Origin of the sequence: Gluconobacter oxydans DSM 3504, assembly GCF_000583855.1 — a bacterium.
GTDB classification, from domain to species: Bacteria; Pseudomonadota; Alphaproteobacteria; order Acetobacterales; family Acetobacteraceae; genus Gluconobacter; species Gluconobacter oxydans.
On record NZ_CP004373.1, the window covers coordinates 395771 to 418300 of the forward strand.

A 22530-nucleotide genomic window follows, 5' to 3' on the forward strand; every position below is an offset into this window, starting at 1 on the left:
ACCGTGAATCCGTCCCGCCTGTTCATCGAGCGCCCGGTTGCCACCAGCCTCCTGATGTTCGCCATCCTGCTGAGCGGTCTGCTCGGCTATCACTTCCTGGCCGTGTCAGCCCTGCCGCAGGTCGAATACCCGACGATCACGGTCTCGACCTTCTATCCGGGCGCCGGGCCGGACGTGATGAGCACGTCCGTCACCGCCCCTCTGGAAACCCAGCTCGGCCAGATGGCGGGTCTGGACCAGATGACGTCCCAGTCTTCGGGCGGTGCCTCGGTCGTGACCCTGCGCTTCGGGCTCGACATGTCGATGGACGTGGCCGAGCAGGAAGTCCAGGCGGCGATCAACAATGCCACCTCCCTGCTTCCCAGTGATCTGCCCGCACCCCCGATCTATGCGAAGGTCAATCCGGCTGACACCCCCGTCCTGACGCTCGGCATCACGTCCAAGACGCTGCCGCTTCCGGAAGTCGAGGATTACGTCAACACACGTCTTGAGCAGAAGATCAGCCAGATTTCCGGCGTTGGTCTCGTCACCCTGTCGGGCGGCAACCGCAAGGCGTACCGGATCCAGGTCAACATCCCGAAGCTGACATCCTACGGCATCGCGATTGATACGCTGCGCACCATTATCAGCACGGTGAACGTCAACTCCCCGACCGGTACGTTCGACGGTCCCAAGCGCTCCACCTCCCTGCGCATCGACGGTCAGATCCAGTCCGTCGAACAGCTCATGAATCAGGTGATCGCGTATCAGAACAACGGTCCGATCCGCGTGCGGGACATCGCAACCGTCGTCGAAGGTGCGGAAAACGCACAGCTCGCCGCCTGGGCCAACCGCACGCCTGCGCTGATCCTGAACGTGCAGCGCCAGCCCGGCGCGAATGTCATTGGCGTCGTGGACAACGTGCTGCGCGTCCTGCCGCAGCTCAAACTCGACCTGCCGCCCGGCATTGACGTCACGCCCCTGACCGACCGGACCACCACCATCCGCGCCTCGGTCAATGACGTGGAATACGAACTCGCACTGGCCATGCTGCTGGTCGTGGGCGTGATCTTCGTATTCCTGCGAAACGTTCCGGCGACGATCATTCCCAGCCTCTCCGTTCCGCTGTCGCTGATCGGCACGCTGGCGGCGATGTATCTGCTGGGCTTCTCGCTCGACAACCTTTCGCTGATGTCCCTGACCATCGCGACCGGCTTTGTCGTCGATGACGCCATCGTGGTGATCGAGAACATCGCGCGTTACGTCGAAGCCGGCGAGGACCGCTACACTGCTGCGCTGAAGGGTGCGGGCGAAATCGGCTTCACCATCATCTCGCTGACGGTCTCGCTGATCGCCGTGCTGATCCCGCTGCTGTTCATGAAGGATGTCGTCGGGCGTCTCTTCCATGAATTCGCGATGACGCTTTCCATCACGATCATCATTTCCGCCGTCGTCGCCCTGACGCTGGTGCCGATGATGTGCGCGCGCCTGCTCTCCGATACGCATGCGCCGTCCACGAAAAACACGGTCTGGAGCCGTCTGTCCAACAGCACAGAACGCGGCATCAATGCCCTGATCGCTGGCTATGGCCGCTGGCTTGATGTGGTGCTGCGCTTCCGTGTCACGACCCTTCTGGTCACGGTCGGCACGATCATCCTGACAGGCGTTCTGGCCTGGACCATTCCCAAGGGCTTCTTCCCGACACAGGACACCGGCGTCATCCAGGGCATCTCCGTGATGTCGCAGGCCATTTCGTTCGAAGGCATGAAGGAGCGTCAGGCCGCCCTTGGAGACGTGATCCTCAAGGACCCGGACGTCGCCAGCATCTCGTCCTTCGTCGGCATCGACGGCCAGAACATGACGCTGAATGTCGGCCGCTTCCTCATCAACCTCAAGCCGCGTGAACAGCGGACGAGCGACCTTCAGACGATCCTGCGCCGCCTCTCTTCCGTCGGGCAGCAGGTGACCGGCGCCGAACTCTATGTCCAGCCGATCCAGGATCTGTCGCTGGATTCCTCGATTTCCGCTACGCAGTACCAGTTCATGCTGGAAAACCCGGATTACGACACCTTCAAGACCTGGGTGCCGAAATTCGTGGATGCGCTGCGCAAGGAGCCGTCCCTGACGGATGTGACGTCCGATCTTCAGGCCGAGGGGCTGGTCGCCCAGCTCTCGCTCGACCGTCCGACCGGCGCGCGTTACTCCATCACGCCCCAGACGATCGACAACCTTCTGTATGACAGCTACGGCCAGCGCCAGATCACCACGATCTACACGCAATCCAACCAGTACCGCGTCATTCTGGAAGCCGATCCGAAGCTCCAGACGGACCTGACGTCCCTGAGCCAGCTTTACCTGCCGGGCATCTCGTCCGAAGCCGGCGCCAGCACGTCTGGCCCGACCCGCCAGCCGACATCCGGTCTCGTGCCGCTGTCGCAGGTGACGACGATCACCCATGCGCTCTCGCCGCTGCTGATCAGCCATTACGGGCAGTTCCCCGCCACGACCGTCTCGTTCAACGTGGCCAATGGCTATTCGCTGGGCACCGCGACCGACGCCATCGAGCGCGTGGAAAAGCAGATCGGCCTGCCGCCCGAGTTCCAGACCGCCTTCCAGGGCACGGCCGCGGCGTTCCGCTCGTCGCTGTCCAACGAGGTCTGGCTGGTCATGGCGGCCGTGATCGCGGTCTATATCGTGCTGGGCATTCTCTATGAGAGCTATGTCCATCCGATCACGATCCTCTCCACCCTGCCTTCGGCCGCCATTGGTGCACTGATCGGGCTCTATCTGTTCGGGATGGATCTCGACATCATGGGCATCATCGGCATCGTGCTGCTGATCGGCATCGTGAAGAAGAACGCCATCATGATGATCGACTTCGCGCTCGAAGCCGAACGTCTGGAAGGCCATACGCCCCTTGAGTCCATCAAGCGCGCGGCCATGCTCCGTTTCCGTCCGATCCTGATGACCACGCTGGCCGCCCTGTTCGGCGCCCTGCCCCTGCTGCTTGGCACGGGTGTCGGTTCCGAACTGCGTCGTCCGCTGGGTGTGGCCATCGTCTTCGGCCTGATGATGTCGCAGCTTCTGACCCTGTTCACCACGCCCGTCATCTATCTGTTCATGGATGAACTCGGCACGAAAACCCGTGCCTTCATCAAGCGCCACCGTCGCAGCAGCCCGCCTTCGAAGCCCCAGACCTCCAATCCCCAGACAGGCGCTCCGTGAATCTGGTCCGCCTCTTCGTCCTGAGGCCCGTCGGCACGACGCTGCTGGCCGTTGCTCTCGTGATGGGCGGCATCATGGGGTATTTTACCCTGCCGGTCGCCGATCTGCCGGACGTGGATTTCCCGGTCATCATGGTGACCGCGAACCAGCCCGGCGGCTCCCCGTCCGAAATCGCGAGCACGATCGCCGGACCTCTGGAACGGCATCTGGGCGCGATTTCCGGCGTGACCGAGATGACGTCGGAATCCACGGTCAACCAGACGCGCATCACGCTGCAGTTCGACCTGTCGCGGGATATCAACGGCGCGGCGCGTGACGTGGAAGCAGCGTTGCAGGGTGCGCGGCAGGATCTGCCCACGACCCTGCGCAGCAACCCGACCTATATGAAGGCGAACTCGAATGGTCCGCCCGTCCTCGCGCTGACGCTGACGTCCAGCACCCGGACCCCACAGGAACTCTACGACTTCGCCAGCAATATCCTGATCCCACAGCTCAGCCAGATCGAAGGCGTGGGCGATGTGGACATCCGGGGCGCCTCCCTGCCGGCCGTGCGTGTCGAGATCAATCCGCTACGGCTGTTCCGTTACGGGATCGGGTTCGAGGATCTTCGCGCTGCCCTGGCCTCCGCCAATGCGCACACGCCCAAGGGCTTTCTGGACGCCAATGGCGAGCGCATGATGCTCTCCACCAACGATCAGGCCACGAAGGCCGAGGAATACCGTGACCTGATCATCGCCTACCGTGACAGCCAGCCCGTCCGTCTCACGGACGTGGCGGAGGTCAATGACAGCGTCGAGGATCTCCGCCAGGCTGGCTACCTGAATGGTCAGGCCGCCATCATCTGCACCGTGTTCACCCAGGGTGGGGCCAACGTCATCAAGACGATCGACGGCATCCGCAGCCGCCTGCCTGTCCTGCAGTCCGCCCTGCCTGGCAACACCGATATCTCGATCCTGATCGATCGCTCCAAAACGATCCGGGCCTCGCTGGACGATACGAAACAGACGCTCATCATCGCCGTCGTGCTTGTGGTGGCCGTGGTTCTGCTGTTCCTGCGCAGTCTGTCGGCCATCATGGTTCCGGCCATCGTGGTTCCGGTCTCGATCATTGGCACCTTCGGCGCGATGTCGCTGATGGGATACCAGCTCGACAACATGTCGCTGATGGCCCTGACGATCTCGACCGGCTTCGTGGTCGATGACGCCATCGTCGTTCTGGAAAACATCGCCCGCTACATGGAGATGGGTTACGAACGGCAGGAAGCCGCCATCAAGGGCACGACGGAAGTGGCTTTCACCGTCGTCTCGATCACCGTCTCGCTGATCGTCGTCTTCGCACCGATCATGCTGATGGGCGGCATTGCCGGGCGCCTGTTCCACGAGTTCGCGATGACCATGGTCATCACGCTCTGCATCTCGCTGGTCCTGTCCCTGACGCTGACGCCCATGATCAGCGCCCAGCTCCTGACCCATACGGACGATCAGGGGCCTGGCCTGTGGAAGAAGATCGGCCGCTTCCTCGAACGTTCGATCAACGGCATTACCGCGGGTTACGGGCGCTCCCTCGACTGGGCGCTGGGGCATCAGTTCCTGATTGCGATGTCCCTGCCCGCCACGCTGGTTCTTGCGGGTGTGCTGTATGTGAAGATGCCCAAGGGCTTTTTCCCGTCCGAGGATACCGGACAGATCATGGGCCGCGTCGTCGCCGACCAGTCGATCTCGTTCCAGGCGCTCCAGAAAATCGTGGTCAAGGCCATGAAAGCCGTCGCATCCGATCGCGACGTCGTGGGCGTCATGGGCGGTGTTGGCGGACGTTCGGCCAATTCCGCCAACATGTTCGTCGCCCTCAAGCCCAAATCCGAGCGCACGGACGATCTCGCCACGACCATTCAGCGCCTGACCCGCCGGTTCTCCCACATCCCCGGGGCTCAGCTTCGCCTGATGGCGCCGGGCAGCGTCCGGATGGGTGCGCGTCCCGGCGATGCCGCCTATCAGTATTCGCTGGAAGGGCCTTCCGCCGAGGACCTGTTTGAATGGACGCCCAAGATCGTGGCCGCGCTCTCCAAGCTGCCGGAACTCATGGACGTCACCTCGGACGTGGAACAGGGCGGACAGGGCATCAACATCGCGATCAACCGCGATACGGAGGCCCGCTACTCCGTCACGCCGCAGCTGATTTCCAACACGCTCTATGATGCGTTCGGCCAGCGCTCGGCATCCATCATCTACGGCAATCTCAACCAGTACCGCGTTGTCATGGAAGCGGCCCCCCGCTACTGGCAGGATCCGTCGATGCTGGATCAGATGTGGGTCAGTATCTCGGGCGGGACAGCCGCAGGCGGAACGGCGTCCAACAACATCCGCGTCAAGGCCACAACCACGACGACCACCCTGTCCGAGAGTGAAATCTCCTATCAGAACTCAGTGGCCAACGCCCTCGCCGGCGGCAAGTCAGCCTCAAGCGGTTCCGCGGTGGCCACGAGCGCATCCACGATGGTGCCGCTCTCCGTCGTCTCGCGCCAGCGCAACACCAACACGGCCCTGACCGTCAGCCATGACGGACAGTCCGTCGCGACGACCATCTCCTTCAACCTTGCCCCGGGCGTCTCGCTTGGTCCGGCTGTCGATGCCGTTCAGGCCGCCATGGTCAAGCTGCATGTCCCTGCGGATATTCACGGCGGGTTTGCCGGCAATGCGGCGGCCTTCCAGAAGTCGGTTGGCAACGAGGCCCTGCTGATCCTCGCGGCACTCGCGGCCGTCTATATCGTGCTCGGCATCCTGTATGAGAGCCTGATCCATCCCCTGACGATCCTCTCGACCCTGCCGTCTGCGGGTGTGGGCGCTATCCTGGCCCTTCAGGTCTGCGGTGAGGAGTTTTCCCTCATGGCGATGATCGGCGTGATCCTGCTGATCGGTATCGTCAAGAAGAATGCCATCATGCTGATCGACTTCGCCCTGGTGGCGCAGCGTGAGGGCCTGTCCCCCACGGATGCCATCCGTCAGGCGAGCCATCTGCGCTTCCGCCCGATCCTCATGACATCGCTGGCAGCCGCATTCGGCGCCGTGCCCCTGATCATCGGCAACGGATATGGCTGTGAACTGCGGCGTCCGCTGGGTATCGCCATCCTTGGCGGTCTCGTGGTCAGCCAGCTTCTGACGCTCTACAGCACCCCCGTCATTTTCCTGTATCTCGACCGGTTCGGGCGCGCCATGGGCCGTCTGCGGGCCCATATCGCCTCCTTCTTCCATCTTTCTTCCCGGGAAACACAGTCCTGATGACCGCCCTCCGTAAGTCTACCCTGCGCACTGCCCTGCTGGGGGCAGCGACCCTGCCTTTCCTGAGCGGCTGCATCGGCGGCATGGTCGGACCGAACTATCATCGTCCGAAGGCCATCATCTCTGCCAAGTTCAAGGAAGCGCCCCCGCCCCCCGGCTGGCAGGTTGCCGCCCCGGATCTTGCAAAGATGCCCAAGGGAGACTGGTGGACGATCTTCAACGATCCCATCCTGAACGATCTTGAAGAGCGGGTTGCCACATCCAATCAGAGCCTGAAGGAATACGAGGCGCAGTACCGCAAGGCTGCCGCCACGATTGACTCGATCCGCGCGCAGCTCTTCCCGACCCTGAGCGGCAAGTTCAGCTTCAACCGCAACTCGGAGGGCGGCAGCACCTCGAATGCCAGCAACGGCATTCCCTACACGTCCAGCCAGTCCTACACGTCCAACACATGGACCACCGGCCCCTCGGCAAGCTGGACCGTGGACGTCTGGGGCATGATCCGCCGTCAGGTGCAGGAGCAGGTCGCTGCAACCCAGGCCGACGCCGCGCTGGTTGCCAACATGCGCCTGTCCTATCAGCTCCAGCTGGCTCAGGATTATTTCGATCTGCGTTATCAGGACAGCCTGATTGCGCTCTATGCCCGCAACGTGGACCTGTATCGCCACAACCTGGAGATCCTCCAGAACCAGCTCGAAGCCGGTGTCGCCGATCCCGCAAGCGTGCTCCAGGCCCGATATCTCCTGCAATCGACACAGGCCAGCCTCTCCAACGCACATATTGCCCGCTCGCAGTATGAGCATGCCATCGCGATGCTGACGGGCCGCGCTCCGGCAGAGCTTACTCTAGCGCCCTCTCCCCTGCCCGAGACGATCCCCCCGGCGCCTGTTGCGGTCCCGTCCATGCTGCTCCAGCGCCGTCCGGACGTGGCGCAGGCCGAGCGGAACATGGAAGCCTATAATGCCGAAATCGGATACGAGATCGGGGCCTTCTTCCCGCAGGTCACGCTCTCCGCATCCTACGGCTACAGCGGTAATCCGCTCCAGCAGCTGATCCAGACCGCTACCCGGACCTGGAGCCTTGGTGCAGCAGCAACGGAGACCATCTTCGAGGGCGGCTCGCGCTCCGCTGCGGTTCGCAGTGCAGAAGCCGATTACGACAACGCTGTCGCCACCTACCGTCAGACAGTCCTGGCCGCGCTGCAGGACACCGAGGATCAGATGTCAGGTCTGCATTATCTCGATCAGCAGCTGGCCCTGCAGAATGCTGCCGTAAAATCCGCCGAGGCCGCGGTTCAGGTTTCGATGAACGAATATCTTGCCGGAACGCAGATCTATACGACGGTCATCACGGCCGAGCAGAATGCCCTGCAATATCAGGAAACCCAGCTCAGCGTGCGGCAGCAGCAGTTCCTTGCCGAAGTAAAGCTGATAACGGATCTTGGCGGCGGCTGGACCACGCAGCAGCTTCCCAGCAAAAACTCGCTCCAGACGGACAATCCGCTGCTTCCGTCCTTCATCCAGAGGGACAAGAACGGAAACTGAAGCACAGAAAAAGGGCGGGGCCATCGGCACCCGCCCTTTTCATATCCGCCCCGCCTCCCGGAATCAGAGAGCGTGCAGCCCCGCGACACCTGCGAGAATGGCCAGCACTGCCAGCACCAGGAAGACGATAAAGAACAGCTTGGCGATTCCAGCCGTTGCGGCCGAAATACCGGAAAAGCCGAAAACACCGGCAATGATGGAAATGATAAAGAAAACAATCGCATAGTGCAGCATGACGCAGGCTCCTCGCCCAAGAGTTCGTGGTCATGTCGTAACGTGACGAGCCTGCGGAAGTTTAACTTTTCCGAAAAAGACCTTTTCCCAACAAAATCCCGATGAAAAACGAGGTCAGCAACCAGAACAGTGGCTGATCCACCATCAAATCGCTGACAAGTGCCTCAGTTTCTCTTGCAGCACTGGAAACTTTTTTCTCAAGACCGTTCATCCAGGGACAGGCGCTGGCATCGTCCTGCAATCGCCCTACCCCTGCCTCCAGATACTGTTCCAGATCGGCGTCCATAGCTCTTCTCCTTGACATGACTGCCTCCCAACGCGGAAGGGGGCAGCCCGATCCCGGACTGCCCCCTTCTTTTACAGTGTCAGGGCGATGACGGAATGCCCTGAACTCAGTGCCCAACCACTGGAGCGCTCTCGCCCCGTGCTGCAGCTTCTTCGCTGTAGCGACGTGCTTCCGGCGAGATGGTCAGAGCCATCGTCATGCCGGCAGAGGCCAGATAGATCACGGCAAAGGTCCAGATCACATACTGCATGCCCGGACCGAAGACAGCTTCACAGCCTGCCACGACTGCCGGACCAACCCAGGTGGATGCACCTGCACCCAGACCCAGAATGGACAGCGCAGCAGCTTTCTCACGCGGGCAGATCTGCGGCATCAGGCCGGACAGCGGAACGAATGCTGCCACGGTCGCGCCATAGAAAATGCCTGCGGCGGCCACGGCCCAGAAGTTTCCGGGGAACCACAGCGGCACATAATAAAACAGCGGAATGGCGATGAAGCCGCCAATGCCACCGAACACGGCGACAACGAACCGGTGCCCAAGGCTATCGGCAACCATACCCGAGACAAGGTTGAACAGGATGTTGCTCAGGAAGATGAGAGACAGCAGGTTCAGCCACTGGCCGAGGGAAAAGCCGAGATGGTCGACGAAGAACGCCGGCATGATCGCCAGGAATGCATATTCCGAAGACGTGTCGATCACACGGACGATACCGGCAATCAGCGTCTTGGGCTCACGCCACATGATGCTCATGGAACCAAAGAAAATGTCCTTGGTCGGAACATGGTCCGGGAGAAGGCGCTTCTTGCCGGTCGGCTCATGCGTAAACAGCAGAGCGACAAGACCACCGATGATCACCAGTCCGAGGGAGCACCAGAAGGTCCGAAGCTCGCCAATCTGGGGAATGGCAAAACGTGCAAACTGCGAGCCAAGCGTCGGCAGGCCGGCAGAGAAGGAAAACCAGAACCAGCCCGCAGCCGAACCCAGCATGGCGGTCGGCGTGGCGGCGGCAATCCAGACAAGGAAGCCATACGCAAAGAGCGGATAGGCAAAACCGCGAAGCGTATAGAAAAGCAGGATCATCGGTCCGCTGTTGGGTCCAAGACCCAGGGACAGGAAGCCCACTTCAAGAATGGCCCACAGGACGAGACCAAGCCACATGACTTTCTTCGGCCCCATGAGATCCGACAGCGGCCCGGAGAACCAGGCGGCGATCATCACGGTGATGCCGTAGAAAGTGAACATTTCGTTCACGAAACCCTGCGTATGGCCGTGATGAAGCATGTAGGTATCGAGATACCCCGCCTCCACACCATCACCGACCATGAACAGGAGCTGTCCCACAAATGCCCAGAACAGGGCTCTGGGTATCCCAAGGGCTTCCGCAAGCCCGTGCTTGGGGGGGGAAGATTCGGACATTATAACGCTCTCCAAACGCTAGACGCATCACGAACCCATCCGGGCCTCATTGCCGGGATACATATTCGATGCGTCGTGGCAGGCCCTACGAGAGTGCTCGGACCTGTTTCTCAGAATTGTGCAGACCCACCGCGAAGAACGGCGGAACGTTCTCCAAAAAGGGCGGGAACCGCTCCCGTGAGGAAACGGAATTTCACGCTGTCCCGACACAGGACAGGAATGGGTCTGCAAAGAGTGGGGACTGCATATCACACAACATCGTGGCAAAGAAACCACGAATCAAAAAAGGCCGGGGCATTCCTGCCCCGGCCTTTCTCAAAGCTTTGAAAACAGGAGCCTCAGGCGGCTTCCTGCTCCTCTGCAACGTTTTGCTTCGGTCCGCTGTCCTGGCCCTTTGCAGCGACATCACGATCGACCAGCTCGATCACGGCCATATCGGCATTGTCGCCATAACGGACGCCAGCCTTCAGGACGCGGGAGTAGCCACCGGCACGTCCCTTGTAGCGCTCGGCAACAGCCGAGAACAGCTTCGTCACGACGGCGTCGTCACGCAGCTGTGCGAAAGCCTGACGACGGGCGTGCAGATCGCCACGCTTTCCGAGCGTGATCAGCTTCTCGACCACCGGGCGAAGTTCCTTCGCCTTCGGCAGCGTCGTCGTGATCTGCTCGTGCTTGATGAGAGCCACGGCCATGTTGCGGAACATGGCAGCGCGGTGAGAAGAGGTGACGTTGAGCTTACGCCCGCTCACACCATGACGCATTGCTAGTTTTCCTTACCTTGAAAGTTCTCAGAACGTCTCGTCGAGACGCTTGGCCAGATCCTCGATGTTCTCGGGCGGCCAGGCCGGGACGCTCATGCCGAGCGACAGCCCCATACCGGTGAGAACTTCCTTGATCTCGTTGAGCGACTTGCGCCCGAAATTGGGCGTACGGAGCATTTCCTGTTCGGACTTCTGCACCAGATCGCCAATATAGACAATGTTGTCGTTCTTGAGGCAGTTGGCGCTACGCACCGACAGCTCGAGCTCGTCAACCTTGCGGAGAAGATTGCGGTTGAACGGCAGGTCATCCTGCGGCTCTTCATGCTGGACCGGACGCGGCTCATCAAAGTTGATGAACAGCTGCAGCTGATCCTGAAGAATCCGGGCTGCAAGAGCCAGACTGTCTTCCGGTGTCACCGCACCGTTGGTCTCGACCGTCAGCAGCAGCTTGTCATAGTCAGTGACCTGACCGACACGCGTCTGCTCGATCTTGTAGGAAACCCGACGCACCGGCGAATAGATCGCGTCAATGGGAATCAGGCCAATCGGGGCATCTTCCGGACGGTTTGCTGCTGCTGCAACATAGCCCTTGCCCATATTGACGGTGAATTCCATGCCGAGCTTCACGCCGTCATCGAGCGTGCAGATCACGAGATCAGGATTCATGATCTCGATGTCATGACCCGCCTGGATCTGGCCAGCCGTCACTTCACCCGGGCCCGTGGCCGTCAGGATCATGCGCTTGGGGCCTTCACCATGCATGCGCAGGGCAAGCTGCTTGACGTTCAGGACGATGTCCGTGACGTCTTCGCGAACACCCGGCACGGCGGAGAACTCGTGCAGCACGCCATCGATCTGGATGGCGGTCACGGCAGCGCCCTGCAGCGACGACAGGAGAATACGACGCAGTGCGTTACCGAGCGTCATGCCGAAGCCGCGTTCCAGAGGCTCGGCCACGACAGTGGCGATGCGCGAGGCAACCGGTCCGGGCTCGACTTCAAGCTTCTCCGGCTTGATGAGGGACTGCCAGTTTTTCTGGAGAACCAAGGTCGTGGCCTTTCAAACAACGAAGCACGCCAAGGGAAATTGGCGGCACCTGGGCCCGCACCGAAGGTGCGGCAAAAGATGCAATCACTTACAGATGCTGCGTATCGCGCACGATACGCAGCAAAGCATCACTCAGACGCGACGACGCTTCCGGGGACGGCAGCCATTGTGCGGCACGGGCGTCATGTCGCGGATGGACGTAATGTTGAACCCTACGGCCTGAAGAGCACGGAGAGCGCTTTCACGCCCCGAACCCGGACCGGAGACCTCGATCTCAAGCGTTTCCATGCCATGCTCGCGTGCCTTGCGGCCGGCATCTTCTGCAGCGACCTGAGCAGCATACGGCGTGGACTTACGGGAGCCTTTGAAGCCCTGCGCACCCGACGACGACCAGGCAATCGCGTTGCCCTGTGCGTCAGAAATGGTGATCATGGTGTTGTTGAACGTGGAAAGCACGTGAGCAACACCGGAAATGATATTCTTGCGTTCCTTTTTACGGATACGCGGAGCAGCGGCCTTGGCCATGAGAGAGGTCGTCCTAAAAGTTTAACGAAAAACGTCGATGAAGATGTCAGGCGCGGATTAGCGCGTGACCTTCTTCTTGCCGGCAATCGCCACGGCCTTGCCCTTGCGGGTACGGGCGTTCGTGTGCGTGCGCTGACCGCGGACCGGCAGGCCACGACGGTGACGAAGGCCACGGTAGCAACCGAGGTCCATCAGACGCTTGATGTTCATTGCGGTCTCGCGACGGAGGTCGCCTTCAACGCGCAGTTCGGAATCGATCAGCTCGCGGATCTTCACGATTTCATCGTCAGACAGCTCGTTGACGCGCTTGGCATCGGGGATTTCGAGCTTGTTGCAGATGGACTGCGCCGTCGACGGGCCGATGCCGTAGACATAACGCAGGGCAATGACGACCCGCTTGTTGGTCGGAATGTTTACGCCGGCAATACGTGCCACGCCTGTTACTCCCATTGGAACGGCTCAGGGCCGTACCAGACTGTTACGTGCCCGGCCGTGGCCAGGTCGATTATCTCGCAGCCGGACCTGTCACCTGCCGATTCCGGCATGCGCATACACGGTCTGACTGCAGCTGTGTCGAGGGCGCGCAATATACTGCCCACCCTACCTGAGTCAAATGATAGAGATCACTTTTTCGTGATTCTATCAGAATGCTCAGTGTTTCTTCGCTGCCGCAACGATGGCATCGATCTCTTTGCCAACGCTCTCAACGTCTTTCATGCCATCAACATGCAGCAGACGCCCGGCCCTCTCATAATAAGGAAGGATGGGCGCGGTCTGCTTGCGATAGACATCCAGACGGGCACGGACCACATCGGGATTGTCATCCGGACGCCGCGTACCATCTTCGCCGCGGCGACTGGCGATCCGCTCAACGAGTTCTTCTTCGTTGACGTCCAGAAGGATAACGGCATCGATCGTCAGGCCACGAGCGGATAGCATGGTGTCCAGCGCCTCAGCCTGACTTTCGGTCCGCGGGAAGCCATCAAGAATGAAGCCCCGCTCGCAGTCCGGCTGTGCAATCCGGTTCTGGATCATGGCAACAATGATCGGATCAGGAACAAACTGTCCCTTCTCCATGATCGCCTTGGCTTCGTTGCCAATCGCCGAACCAGCAGCGACTTCCGCCCGCAGCATGTCGCCGGTAGAAATCTGCTTGAAGCCATAGAGAGCTTCAAGACGTTTGGCTTGGGTTCCCTTGCCTGCCCCCGGGGGGCCAAGAAGAATGATGTTCATCGACGCTTCGAGCCTCCCGGAATACCACCACGGGAACCGCGGCTACGCTGTTTGCGGATCAGGCCCGAATACTGATGCGCCACCAGATGGGACTGAACCTGTGTCACCGTATCAATCGTGACCGACACGATGATGATCAGACTGGTGCCCCCGAAATAGAACGGCACGTTATATTTGCTGATCAGGATCTGCGGCAACAGGCAGACCACCACGAGGTACATCGCACCGATCGCCGTCAGACGGGACAAGATCTTGTCGAAATACGTGGCGGTGCTTGCCCCCGGACGAATACCCGGGATGAAGCCCCCCTGCTTGCGCAGGTTCTCTGCCGTTTCCTCGGGATTGAACGTGATCGCCGCATAGAAATAGGAGAAGAACAGGATCATCGCTGCATAGAACAGCATGTACAGCGGCTGTCCCTGCCCCAGCTGCTGGCCCAGAACCGAGAGCCATCCCGGCATCGAATGCCCGTTCATGAAGCCGGAGATGGTCACCGGAATCAGAAGAACAGAGGATGCAAAGATCGGCGGAATGACACCGGCCGTATTGACCTTTAGCGGCATGTGGGTGGAGTCACCGCCAAAAATGCGGTTTCCAACCTGGCGCTTCGGATACTGAATCACGACGCGGCGCTGTGCCTGTTCCATAAAGACGATGAAGCCAATGACGGCAATCGCCAGAACAAGGAAGATCACAACGAAAATGGGCGAAAGAGCCCCCGTCCGTCCTAGTTCGAAAAGACTGGCCAGAGCATGCGGCAGGTTCGCCACGATACCCGCGAAAATGATGAGGGAAATCCCGTTCCCAACACCTCGGGACGTGATCTGCTCTCCAAGCCACATCAGGAACATCGTGCCGCCCACAAGCGTCACGACGCAGGATGCAATGAAGAACATCCCAGGGGCCACCACAGCATTCGCACCATGCGCCGTCATGTTCTCAAGCCCGACAGCAATGCCATAGGCCTGAAAAAGGGCGATGAAAACCGTAAGATAGCGCGTGTACTGATTGAGCTTCTTACGACCCGCCTCACCTTCCTTCTTCATTGCTTCCATGGACGGAAGCGCCGTGGAAAGAAGCTGGATGATGATCGAGGCACTGATATACGGCATGATGTTCAGCGCGAACACGGTCATACGCCCAAGCGCACCACCCGTGAACATGTCGAACATCCCTAGGATACCACCCTGATGCTGGGCAAGAAGCTGCCCCATCACGGTCGCGTCCACGCCGGGAACCGGAATATACGTGCCAAGCCGATAGACGATCAGCGCACCCAAGGTGAACCAGATGCGCTTCTTGAGTTCGGTCGCCTTGGAAAACGAACTCATATTGAGATTGGCGGCGAGCTGCTCTGCTGCGGAAGCCATCCACCTGTCCTTTCATGAAAACAGCGTCGCCGCACGAGAGCACGGGACGCTGTTCACTATCCAACCCTATACCGGGCCGAAGCCCGGAGAAGAAATATCAGGCGTCAGCCTGAGCTTCCTTCTTGGTTTCGAGCACCTTGACGGTGCCGCCAGCCTTCTCAACCGCAGCCAGAGCTGCAGCGGAAGCGCCAGCCACTTCGATGGTCACACCATGCGAAAGCTCACCATGGGCAAGAAGACGGACACCGGCCAGCTTGCTACCGTTGACGAGACCAGCCTTGCGGAGGGCCTCCTCATTGACGGTTGCAGCCTTGTCCAGCTTTCCGCTTTCGATGGCCTTGGAGATCGCACCGAGGTTCACCGGAGCATATTCCTTGCGGAAAATGTTCACGAAGCCACGCTTCGGCATACGACGGTACAGCGGAAGCTGGCCACCCTCGAAGCCGTTGAGGGACACGCCCTCACGAGCCTTCTGACCCTTGACGCCACGACCCGACGTCTTGCCCTTGCCGGACCCGATGCCGCGTCCGAGACGCTTCTTGCGATAACGAGAGCCCTCGTTATCGCGCAGTTCGTTGAGGTTCATTTCAACCCTCCACCTTGATGAGGTGGGCAACCTTGCGGATCATTCCACGCACGGCCGGAGTATCCTCCAGCGTACGCGTGGAACCAATTCCACGCAGACCAAGACCGGTGATGGTCTCAGCCTGGCCCGGTTTACGACCGATGACCGATGCGATCTGCGTAACCTGGACGGTCTTGCCGTTCTCAGCCATTTGTCACCTCCGCTTCCGTCTGGCCCTGCTCGCGCTTGCCAAACAGTTCTGCAGCCTTCTTGCCGCGACGGGAAGCAACATGACGCGGGCTGCTGGCCTTCTCAAGCGCAGCAAAGGTCGCCTTGATCATGTTGTGCGGGTTCCGCGTGCCGAGGCTCTTGGCCACAACGTCATTGACGCCGAGGCTTTCGAATACTGCACGCATCGGACCACCGGCGATGATACCCGTACCGGCTTCAGCCGCACGGACAACAACCTTGCCGGCACCGTAGTGACCGAACGTATCGTGATGAAGGGTACGACCCTCCTTCATCGGTACGCGGATCATCGTGCGCTTCGCGCGCTCGGTTGCCTTGCGGATCGCCTCGGGAACTTCACGGGCCTTGCCCGCACCGTAACCAACGCGCCCCTTCTGGTCACCAACAACCACGAGGGCAGCGAACGCAAAACGCCGACCACCCTTCACGACCTTGGCGACACGGTTGATGGTTACGAGCTTGTCGACCAGATCATCGCCCTGCTCGCGCTCACGACCACCACGGCCGCCTTCTCTTGGCTCACGTGCCATGTGTGATCCTCCTTAGAACGAGAGTCCGCCCTCACGGGCAGCCTCTGCCAGGGCTTTGACCCGGCCATGATACAGATAAGAGCCGCGGTCGAACACGACGGTCTTGACGCCAGCTGCAACACCGCGCTCGGCAATCAGCTTGCCGATAACCGTAGCCGCAGACACGTCGGCGCCGGTCTTGCCAGCGTCGCGGAGCGTCTTTTCCAGCGTGGAAGCGCTGGCAAGTGTGCGGCCCTGTGCATCGTCGATGATCTGGGCGTGAATGTGCTTGCTGGAACGGAAGACCGACAAACGCGGCCGGCCGCCGCTCTTGCGACGAAGCTGGAAACGCAGCCGCTGACGGCGACGTTCCTGCAATCCTTGCTGCGATGCCATTACTTCTTCTTACCTTCCTTACGACGCAGAACCTCGGTCTCGTACCGAACACCCTTGCCCTTGTAAGGCTCAGGCTTGCGGAAGCTGCGAATATCGAGCGCAACCTGACCAACACGCTGCTTGTCGTTACCTTCAACGACAATCGCGGTCGGACGCGGAGTGGTGATCTTGATGCCTTCCGGAATCGGATAGACAACATCGTGCGAGAAACCGAGGTTCATCACCAGGTTGGAGCCCTGAACAGCAGCACGGAAACCCGTACCCTGAATTTCAAGCCCCTTGGAGAAGCCGTCGGACACGCCCTTGACCGTATTGGCGATCAGAGCGCGAGTCGTTCCCCACATGGTCCAGTTTTCACGGGAGCGACGACCGACAGGAGCGACGGAAACGTTGCTGCCCTCAATCTTGACTTCCACGTGACGGGACACCGGAACGGTCAGTTCACCGAGCTTGCCCTTGGCCTTGAAGAAGCCATCAGCAACGGAAACCTGCACGCCAGCCGGAACTTCGACGGGATATTTACCTACGCGAGACATGCGATCCTCCTTAGAAGACGCGGCAGAGGACCTCGCCGCCAACGTTGGCAGCGCGAGCCTCGACGTCCGACAGGACGCCACGCGGGGTGGACAGGATCGACACACCAAGGCCGGCATAAACGCGCGGAAGTTCCTTGATCTTCGAGTAGACGCGACGGCCGGGCTTGGAAACGCGATGGATTTCCTTGATGACCGGCTGGCCTTCTACATACTTCAGCTCGATGCGGAGCTGTGCAACACCCTTGCGGAGTTCCTCGGCTGCGAAGCCACGGATGTAGCCTTCACGCTTCAGAGCTTCCAGAACGCTTGCGCGCAGCTTGGATGCAGGCGCAACGCAGACAGCATGACGGGCACGCTGCGCATTGCGGATCCGGGTCAGCATATCGCCCAGTGGATCAGACAAAGACATTCGATCTACCCTTTACCAGCTCGACTTGACCATGCCAGGAATCTGGCCGGCGGAGGCAAGATCACGCAGAGCGATACGGCTCAGCTCGAACTTGCGATAGTTGGCACGGGGGCGACCAGAAAGCTTGCAACGCAGACGGACACGCGTGGCGGATCCATTGCGCGGCATCTGGGCCAACTTGAGGGTCGCATCAAAGCGGTCTTCAACCGACAGTGTGCGATCCTTGATGATGTTCTTGAGAGCGGTCCGCTTTTCCTTGTCGCGCTTCACCAGGGCAGCGCGATGGTTATTACGGTTTACCGCTGAGACCTTCGCCATCTCGAATTTTCTCCCGGAACCTGTCAGGCCTATCCCGACGGTTTTCCAATCAGCGTGTCTATAAAGGAAAGCGGCCTTCCAATGGAAGGCCGAATCCTGATTTTAACCGTGATCGGTCTGAAAAATTATGGATCAGCCGTTGAACGGCAGATCAAAGGCCTTCAGCAGGGCCTTTGCTTCAGCATCAGACTTGGCGCTGGTCACGAAAATGATGTCCATGCCGCGGACGGCATCGATCTTGTCATATTCGATCTCAGGAAACACGATCTGTTCCTTGATGCCCATGGCGAAGTTGCCGTGTCCATCAAAGCCCTTGTTTGCCGGCAGACCGCGGAAATCGCGGATACGCGGCATGGCGATCGTCACCAGACGGTCAAGAAACTCGTACATGCGGGCACGACGGAGCGTGACCTTGCAGCCGATGGGCAGACCTTCACGGATCTTGAAGCCGGCAATAGCCTTGCGAGCAAGGGTCTTGACGGGCTTCTGACCGGAAATGACGGTCATTTCCGCAACAGCGGCATCAAGCTTCTTCTGGTCGCCGGCGGCTTCACCAACACCCATGTTCAGCACGATCTTCTCGAGCTTGGGAACCTGGAGTTCGTTGGCGTAACCGAACTGCTCACGCAGCTGCTTCTTCAGAACGTCTTCGTAGCGCTGGTGCAGACGCGGCAAAGCGTTTTTATATTCGCTCATTGTTGCGCTCCTCAGCCTTCGATCACTTCGCCGGTTGCCTTGGCAACGCGAACCTTGCGACCGTCTTCCAGAATACGGAAACCAACGCGCGTCGGCTTACCGCTCTTCGGATCAACCAGCTTCAGGTTGGAGAGGTGGATCGGCATTTCGCGCTCGATGATGCCACCTTCTCCGCCCATGCGGTTGGGCTTCGTGTGACGCTTGGCAACTGCCACGCCACGCACAACAGCCTTTTCGGCCTTCGGCATCACGGCGAGAACTTCGCCACGAACGCCACGGGACTTGCCGGAGAGGACCAGAACCTGGTCACCCTTCTTGATACGAGCAGCCATTACAGCACCTCCGGAGCCAGCGAGATGATCTTCATGAACTTGCGCGCACGCAGTTCACGAACCACCGGGCCAAAGATACGCGTACCAATCGGCTCCTGCTGCTTGTTCAGCAGAACGGCAGCATTCTTGTCGAAGCGGATGGCGGAGCCATCTGCACGACGGACCGGGTAGGAGGTGCGAACGATAACGGCCTGATGGACGTCACCCTTCTTCACCTTGCCGCGGGGAATTGCTTCCTTGACGGACACGACAATGACGTCGCCGACCGAGGCGGTCTTCCGCTTGGAACCGCCCAGCACCTTGATGCACTGCACCCGACGTGCGCCGGAGTTGTCGGCGACGTCCAGGTTGGTCTCGGGATGAATCATGTGCCTACCCCCTTATGCGCTGACGGAAGAGGAGGCAGCAGCCAAGTCCTCTCCGTTGCGCGACACGACAGACCACGTCTTGCGCTTGGAGATCGGTGCGCATTCTTCAATGCGGACCAGATCACCCGTCTGGCAGACGTTCTCTTCGTCATGAGCCGCATACTTCTTGGAGCGGCGAATAAACTTCTTGTAGAGCGGATGCATGATGCGACGATCGACAAGAACGGTAACCGTCTTGTCCATCTTGTCGCTCGTGACCCTACCCGTCAGGACGCGCCTTGGCATCGTCCGTCTCCTCTCAGGACTTAGCGGCGGACGTTTTGGCGCCCGCACGGTTCTTCGATTGATGAGCCAGTGTCTTGATACGTGCTACTGCACGGCGCACGACCTTGACGCGGCTTGTGTTCTCCGACTGCCCGGTGGCAGCCGAAAAACGGTGGTTGATCTGTTCGCGCTTGAGATCGAGCAGAAGAGCGTTCAGCTCGTCCTCGCTCTTCGCGCGCAGATCGGCAGGCTTGTACGTGTCGGCCATTACGCGTCTCCGATACGCTGAACGAACTTGGTCTTGATCGGAAGCTTTGCAGCACCCAGGCTCAGGGCCAGCTTGGCAACCTCAGGCGGAACGCCTTCGATCTCGAACAGGATACGACCCGGCTTGACACGTGCTGCCCAGTACTCGGGGTTACCCTTACCGGAGCCCATACGCACTTCTGCAGGCTTTGTCGAGACCGGAGTGTCCGGAAAGATACGAATCCACACACGACCGGCACGCTTCATGGCACGCGTGATCGCACGACGGGAGGCTTCGATCTGGCGAGCGGTGATCCGCTCCGGCTCCAGCGCCTTCAGGCCGAAGGCACCGAAGTTAAGCTGGGTTCCGCTTTTCGCCAGACCGTGAATGCGGCCCTTGTGGGCCTTACGAAACTTTGTCCGCTTCGGGGAAAGCATGTTGTTAAATCCTCAAATCAGCACCAGCAATGGAACTGTGAGCTTGCGCTCACAGTCTTAGCGCTGGGGAGCCTGCTCCGCAGCACGACGATCCTGTGCCAGCGGGTCATGAGCCAGGATCTCGCCCTTGAAGATCCATACCTTCACACCGCAGGTGCCATACGTTGTCTTGGCGGTTGCCGTACCGTAATCGATGTCGGCGCGAAGCGTATGCAGGGGAACGCGTCCCTCACGATACTTTTCGGCACGAGCGATTTCAGCACCACCCAGACGACCACCGCAGGTGATCCGGATGCCCTGGGCACCAAGACGCATTGCGGACTGAATTGCGCGCTTCATGGCACGACGGAAAGCAACACGACGTTCCAGCTGCTGAGCAATGTTCTCGGCAACGAGGGTCGCATCGATTTCCGGCTTGCGGATCTCGACGATGTTCAGCGCCACGTCGGTCTTCGCCATACGGCTCAGTTCCTTGCGGAGCGCGTCGATGTCCTGGCCCTTCTTGCCGATCACGACGCCCGGACGGGCGGCATAAATCGTCACGCGGGGCTTCTTGGCCGGACGCTCGATAACAACGCGGGACACGCCTGCGCCGGACAGCTTGCGACGCAGGAATGCACGAAGCTTCAGGTCTTCATGCAGCAGACGTGCGTAGTCTTGACCGGCGTACCAGCGGCTGTCCCAGGTACGGTTGACGCCGAGCCGAAGCCCGATCGGATTGACCTTGTGTCCCATGGATCAGGCTGCCTTCTGCTCTTTGTTGGTTCCGCGAGACGGCTTCGTCTCTTCCGGTGCTTCTGCACGCTCGGCAACAACAATCTTCAGGTGGCTGAAGAACTTCTCGACGCGAGCGGAACGGCCACGACCACGAGCGTGGAAACGCTTCATGACGATGGACTTGCCCACTTCTGCCGTCTTGACCACCAGCTGATCGACATCGAGCTGGTGATTGTTCTCAGCGTTGGCCACGGCGCTCTCAAGAGTCTTCTTGACCTGCTGCGCGATACGACGACGCGAGAAGGTCAGAGCGGCGATAGCCTTGTCAGCCGGCTGGTTGCGGATCATTGCCGCGACCAGGTTCAGCTTGCGCGGGCTGACGCGGATGTTGCGGGCAACTGCCTGCGCTTCCGTGTCAGCGAGCGTGCGGATGTGCTTCGGCTTGCTCATTTTCAGCCCCGCTTCGACTTCTTGTCAGAGCCATGACCGGTGTAGGTCCGCGTCGGCGAGAACTCACCGAACTTGTGACCGACCATGTTCTCCGTGACCTGCACAGGCAGGAACTTGTGACCATTATAGACGCCGAACGTAAGCCCGACGAACTGCGGAAGGATCGTCGAACGACGCGACCAGATCTTGATCACTTCATTACGACCCGAAGCGCGTGACGCTTCAGCCTTACCGAACAGATACCCGTCAACGAACGGGCCCTTCCAGACGGAACGTGCCATCTCTGTTTGCCCCCTCTTACTTGCCGGACTTACGGCGACGGATGATCAGGCTATCCGTCTTCTTGTTAACACGCGTCTTGTAACCCTTGGTCGGAACACCCCACGGCGTAACCGGATGACGGCCACCAGAGGTCCGGCCTTCACCACCACCATGCGGATGGTCAACCGGGTTCATGACAACGCCACGGTTGTGCGGGCGACGTCCGAGCCAGCGGGAACGGCCGGCCTTGCCCATGTGCTGGTTCATGTTGTCCGGGTTGGACACGGCACCAACGGTTGCCATGCATTCACCGCGAACAAGACGCAGCTCACCGGACTGCAGCTTGACCTGTGCATAGCCGGCATCCTTGCCAACCAGCTGGGCATATGTGCCAGCGGAGCGGGCCAGCTTGCCACCGGCGCCCTGCTTCAGCTCGATGTTATGCACGATCGTTCCGACCGGCATTGCACCCAGCGGCATGGCGTTGCCAGGCTTGACGTCCGTGTGGGCGCCGGAGATGACGCGATCGCCAACCTTCACGCGCTGCGGAGCAAGGATGTAGGCGAGCTCGCCATCTTCATACTTGATCAGCGCAATGAATGCCGTGCGGTTCGGATCGTATTCGAGACGCTCGACCGTTGCGGCCACATCGAACTTGCGACGCTTGAAGTCGACATAACGATAGGACTGCTTGTGCCCGCCGCCACGGAAGCGAACCGTGGTGCGACCGTGATTGTTACGGCCGCCCGACTTGTTCTTGCCTTCCGTCAGCTGCTTGACCGGCTTGCCCTTGAAGAGCTCGCTGCGGTCAATCAGCACGGTGCCGCGTGTGCTCGGCGTCGTGGGATTAAAGTGCTTGAGTGCCATGGTATCCTACCCC

Annotated in this window: 29 protein-coding genes; 3 read left to right on the top strand and 26 right to left on the bottom strand. The window is 60.1% G+C overall.

Translation table 11 applies throughout. The features are described 5' to 3' along the window. Positions 1-3 precede the first annotated feature (3 nt). Genes GLS_RS01865 through GLS_RS01875 form a run of 3 tightly spaced genes read left to right on the top strand, consistent with a single transcriptional unit; the run spans position 4 to position 8023 of the window. Positions 4-3204: an efflux RND transporter permease subunit gene (locus GLS_RS01865; RefSeq protein WP_041110830.1), complete on the top strand. Its 3201-nt coding sequence runs from the start codon at positions 4-6 to the stop codon at positions 3202-3204. Then, on the top strand, positions 3201-6479 hold the full coding sequence (locus tag GLS_RS01870) for an efflux RND transporter permease subunit (RefSeq protein WP_041110831.1): 3279 nt from the start codon (positions 3201-3203) through the stop codon (positions 6477-6479). The genes GLS_RS01865 and GLS_RS01870 overlap by 4 nt, the downstream gene beginning before the upstream one ends. Beyond that, positions 6479-8023: an efflux transporter outer membrane subunit gene (locus GLS_RS01875; protein WP_041110832.1), complete on the top strand. Its 1545-nt coding sequence runs from the start codon at positions 6479-6481 to the stop codon at positions 8021-8023. Before GLS_RS01870 ends, GLS_RS01875 begins: the two co-directional genes overlap by 1 nt. A gap of 63 nt (positions 8024-8086) precedes the next feature. On the opposite strand, the gene GLS_RS13055 is transcribed toward GLS_RS01875, so the two are convergent. The 26 genes from GLS_RS13055 to rplB all read right to left on the bottom strand — a co-directional run bounded on the left by GLS_RS13055 (position 8087) and on the right by rplB (position 22517). Further along, on the bottom strand, positions 8087-8257 hold the full coding sequence (locus GLS_RS13055; RefSeq protein ID WP_011251938.1) for a DUF1328 domain-containing protein: 171 nt from the start codon (positions 8255-8257) through the stop codon (positions 8087-8089). 61 nt (positions 8258-8318) lie between these two features. Next, positions 8319-8543, bottom strand: coding sequence for a hypothetical protein (locus GLS_RS01885; RefSeq protein WP_024717238.1), 225 nt, complete (start codon positions 8541-8543; stop codon positions 8319-8321). Positions 8544-8649: 106 nt separating this feature from the next. Further along, positions 8650-9960 carry an MFS transporter gene (locus GLS_RS01890; protein ID WP_041110835.1) on the bottom strand — a complete coding sequence of 437 codons (1311 nt, stop codon included), beginning with the start codon at positions 9958-9960 and terminating at the stop codon, positions 8650-8652. Positions 9961-10298: 338 nt separating this feature from the next. Further along, on the bottom strand, positions 10299-10721 hold the full coding sequence (rplQ, locus tag GLS_RS01895; RefSeq protein WP_011251941.1) for a 50S ribosomal protein L17: 423 nt from the start codon (positions 10719-10721) through the stop codon (positions 10299-10301). A 27-nt stretch (positions 10722-10748) separates the two neighbouring features. Beyond that, positions 10749-11768, bottom strand: a complete 1020-nt coding sequence (locus GLS_RS01900) for a DNA-directed RNA polymerase subunit alpha (RefSeq protein WP_011251942.1) — start codon at positions 11766-11768, stop codon at positions 10749-10751. Positions 11769-11900: 132 nt separating this feature from the next. Next, positions 11901-12293, bottom strand: a complete 393-nt coding sequence (rpsK, locus tag GLS_RS01905; protein WP_011251943.1) for a 30S ribosomal protein S11 — start codon at positions 12291-12293, stop codon at positions 11901-11903. Positions 12294-12350: 57 nt separating this feature from the next. Further along, on the bottom strand, positions 12351-12728 hold the full coding sequence (gene rpsM / locus GLS_RS01910) for a 30S ribosomal protein S13 (RefSeq protein ID WP_011251944.1): 378 nt from the start codon (positions 12726-12728) through the stop codon (positions 12351-12353). Positions 12729-12944: 216 nt separating this feature from the next. Further along, positions 12945-13526: an adenylate kinase gene (locus tag GLS_RS01915; protein WP_041110837.1), complete on the bottom strand. Its 582-nt coding sequence runs from the start codon at positions 13524-13526 to the stop codon at positions 12945-12947. After that, complete coding sequence (secY, locus tag GLS_RS01920; protein WP_011251946.1) at positions 13523-14896, bottom strand: preprotein translocase subunit SecY; 1374 nt, start codon at positions 14894-14896, stop codon at positions 13523-13525. Before secY ends, GLS_RS01915 begins: the two co-directional genes overlap by 4 nt. A 97-nt stretch (positions 14897-14993) precedes the next feature. Beyond that, positions 14994-15482, bottom strand: a complete 489-nt coding sequence (rplO, locus tag GLS_RS01925; RefSeq protein WP_011251947.1) for a 50S ribosomal protein L15 — start codon at positions 15480-15482, stop codon at positions 14994-14996. Between the two features lies 1 nt (position 15483). Further along, the gene (rpmD, locus tag GLS_RS01930; protein ID WP_011251948.1) at positions 15484-15672 is read right to left on the bottom strand and encodes a 50S ribosomal protein L30; all 189 of its coding nucleotides are present in this window, start codon (positions 15670-15672) and stop codon (positions 15484-15486) included. Further along, on the bottom strand, positions 15665-16240 hold the full coding sequence (rpsE, locus tag GLS_RS01935; RefSeq protein ID WP_011251949.1) for a 30S ribosomal protein S5: 576 nt from the start codon (positions 16238-16240) through the stop codon (positions 15665-15667). The genes rpmD and rpsE overlap by 8 nt, the downstream gene beginning before the upstream one ends. A 12-nt stretch (positions 16241-16252) precedes the next feature. Next, on the bottom strand, positions 16253-16615 hold the full coding sequence (rplR, locus tag GLS_RS01940; RefSeq protein WP_011251950.1) for a 50S ribosomal protein L18: 363 nt from the start codon (positions 16613-16615) through the stop codon (positions 16253-16255). Next, positions 16615-17151: a 50S ribosomal protein L6 gene (rplF, locus tag GLS_RS01945; RefSeq protein ID WP_011251951.1), complete on the bottom strand. Its 537-nt coding sequence runs from the start codon at positions 17149-17151 to the stop codon at positions 16615-16617. The genes rplR and rplF overlap by 1 nt, the downstream gene beginning before the upstream one ends. A gap of 10 nt (positions 17152-17161) precedes the next feature. Beyond that, the gene (gene rpsH / locus GLS_RS01950; RefSeq protein WP_011251952.1) at positions 17162-17560 is read right to left on the bottom strand and encodes a 30S ribosomal protein S8; all 399 of its coding nucleotides are present in this window, start codon (positions 17558-17560) and stop codon (positions 17162-17164) included. A 12-nt stretch (positions 17561-17572) separates the two neighbouring features. After that, complete coding sequence (gene rpsN / locus GLS_RS01955) at positions 17573-17878, bottom strand: 30S ribosomal protein S14 (protein WP_011251953.1); 306 nt, start codon at positions 17876-17878, stop codon at positions 17573-17575. 132 nt (positions 17879-18010) lie between these two features. Then, a complete protein-coding gene (rplE, locus tag GLS_RS01960) occupies positions 18011-18574 on the bottom strand; it encodes a 50S ribosomal protein L5 (protein ID WP_011251954.1) in 564 nt (187 codons plus the stop codon). Positions 18575-18585: 11 nt separating this feature from the next. Next, positions 18586-18906: a 50S ribosomal protein L24 gene (gene rplX / locus GLS_RS01965; RefSeq protein WP_011251955.1), complete on the bottom strand. Its 321-nt coding sequence runs from the start codon at positions 18904-18906 to the stop codon at positions 18586-18588. Then, positions 18906-19274 carry a 50S ribosomal protein L14 gene (gene rplN, locus GLS_RS01970; RefSeq protein WP_011251956.1) on the bottom strand — a complete coding sequence of 123 codons (369 nt, stop codon included), beginning with the start codon at positions 19272-19274 and terminating at the stop codon, positions 18906-18908. The genes rplX and rplN overlap by 1 nt, the downstream gene beginning before the upstream one ends. 12 nt (positions 19275-19286) lie before the next feature. Continuing rightward, positions 19287-19559: a 30S ribosomal protein S17 gene (gene rpsQ, locus GLS_RS01975; RefSeq protein WP_041110838.1), complete on the bottom strand. Its 273-nt coding sequence runs from the start codon at positions 19557-19559 to the stop codon at positions 19287-19289. A gap of 13 nt (positions 19560-19572) precedes the next feature. Continuing rightward, positions 19573-19806 (bottom strand): 50S ribosomal protein L29, encoded by a 234-nt coding sequence (rpmC, locus tag GLS_RS01980; RefSeq protein ID WP_011251958.1) that lies wholly within the window; start codon positions 19804-19806, stop codon positions 19573-19575. Beyond that, a complete protein-coding gene (gene rplP, locus GLS_RS01985; RefSeq protein WP_011251959.1) occupies positions 19806-20222 on the bottom strand; it encodes a 50S ribosomal protein L16 in 417 nt (138 codons plus the stop codon). The genes rpmC and rplP overlap by 1 nt, the downstream gene beginning before the upstream one ends. A 57-nt stretch (positions 20223-20279) precedes the next feature. Next, positions 20280-20957: a 30S ribosomal protein S3 gene (gene rpsC / locus GLS_RS01990; RefSeq protein WP_011251960.1), complete on the bottom strand. Its 678-nt coding sequence runs from the start codon at positions 20955-20957 to the stop codon at positions 20280-20282. Positions 20958-20960: 3 nt separating this feature from the next. Continuing rightward, positions 20961-21389 carry a 50S ribosomal protein L22 gene (gene rplV, locus GLS_RS01995; RefSeq protein WP_011251961.1) on the bottom strand — a complete coding sequence of 143 codons (429 nt, stop codon included), beginning with the start codon at positions 21387-21389 and terminating at the stop codon, positions 20961-20963. Between the two features lie 2 nt (positions 21390-21391). Next, positions 21392-21670 carry a 30S ribosomal protein S19 gene (rpsS, locus tag GLS_RS02000; RefSeq protein ID WP_011251962.1) on the bottom strand — a complete coding sequence of 93 codons (279 nt, stop codon included), beginning with the start codon at positions 21668-21670 and terminating at the stop codon, positions 21392-21394. Positions 21671-21686: 16 nt separating this feature from the next. Further along, on the bottom strand, positions 21687-22517 hold the full coding sequence (gene rplB / locus GLS_RS02005; protein ID WP_011251963.1) for a 50S ribosomal protein L2: 831 nt from the start codon (positions 22515-22517) through the stop codon (positions 21687-21689). Positions 22518-22530 lie beyond the last annotated feature (13 nt).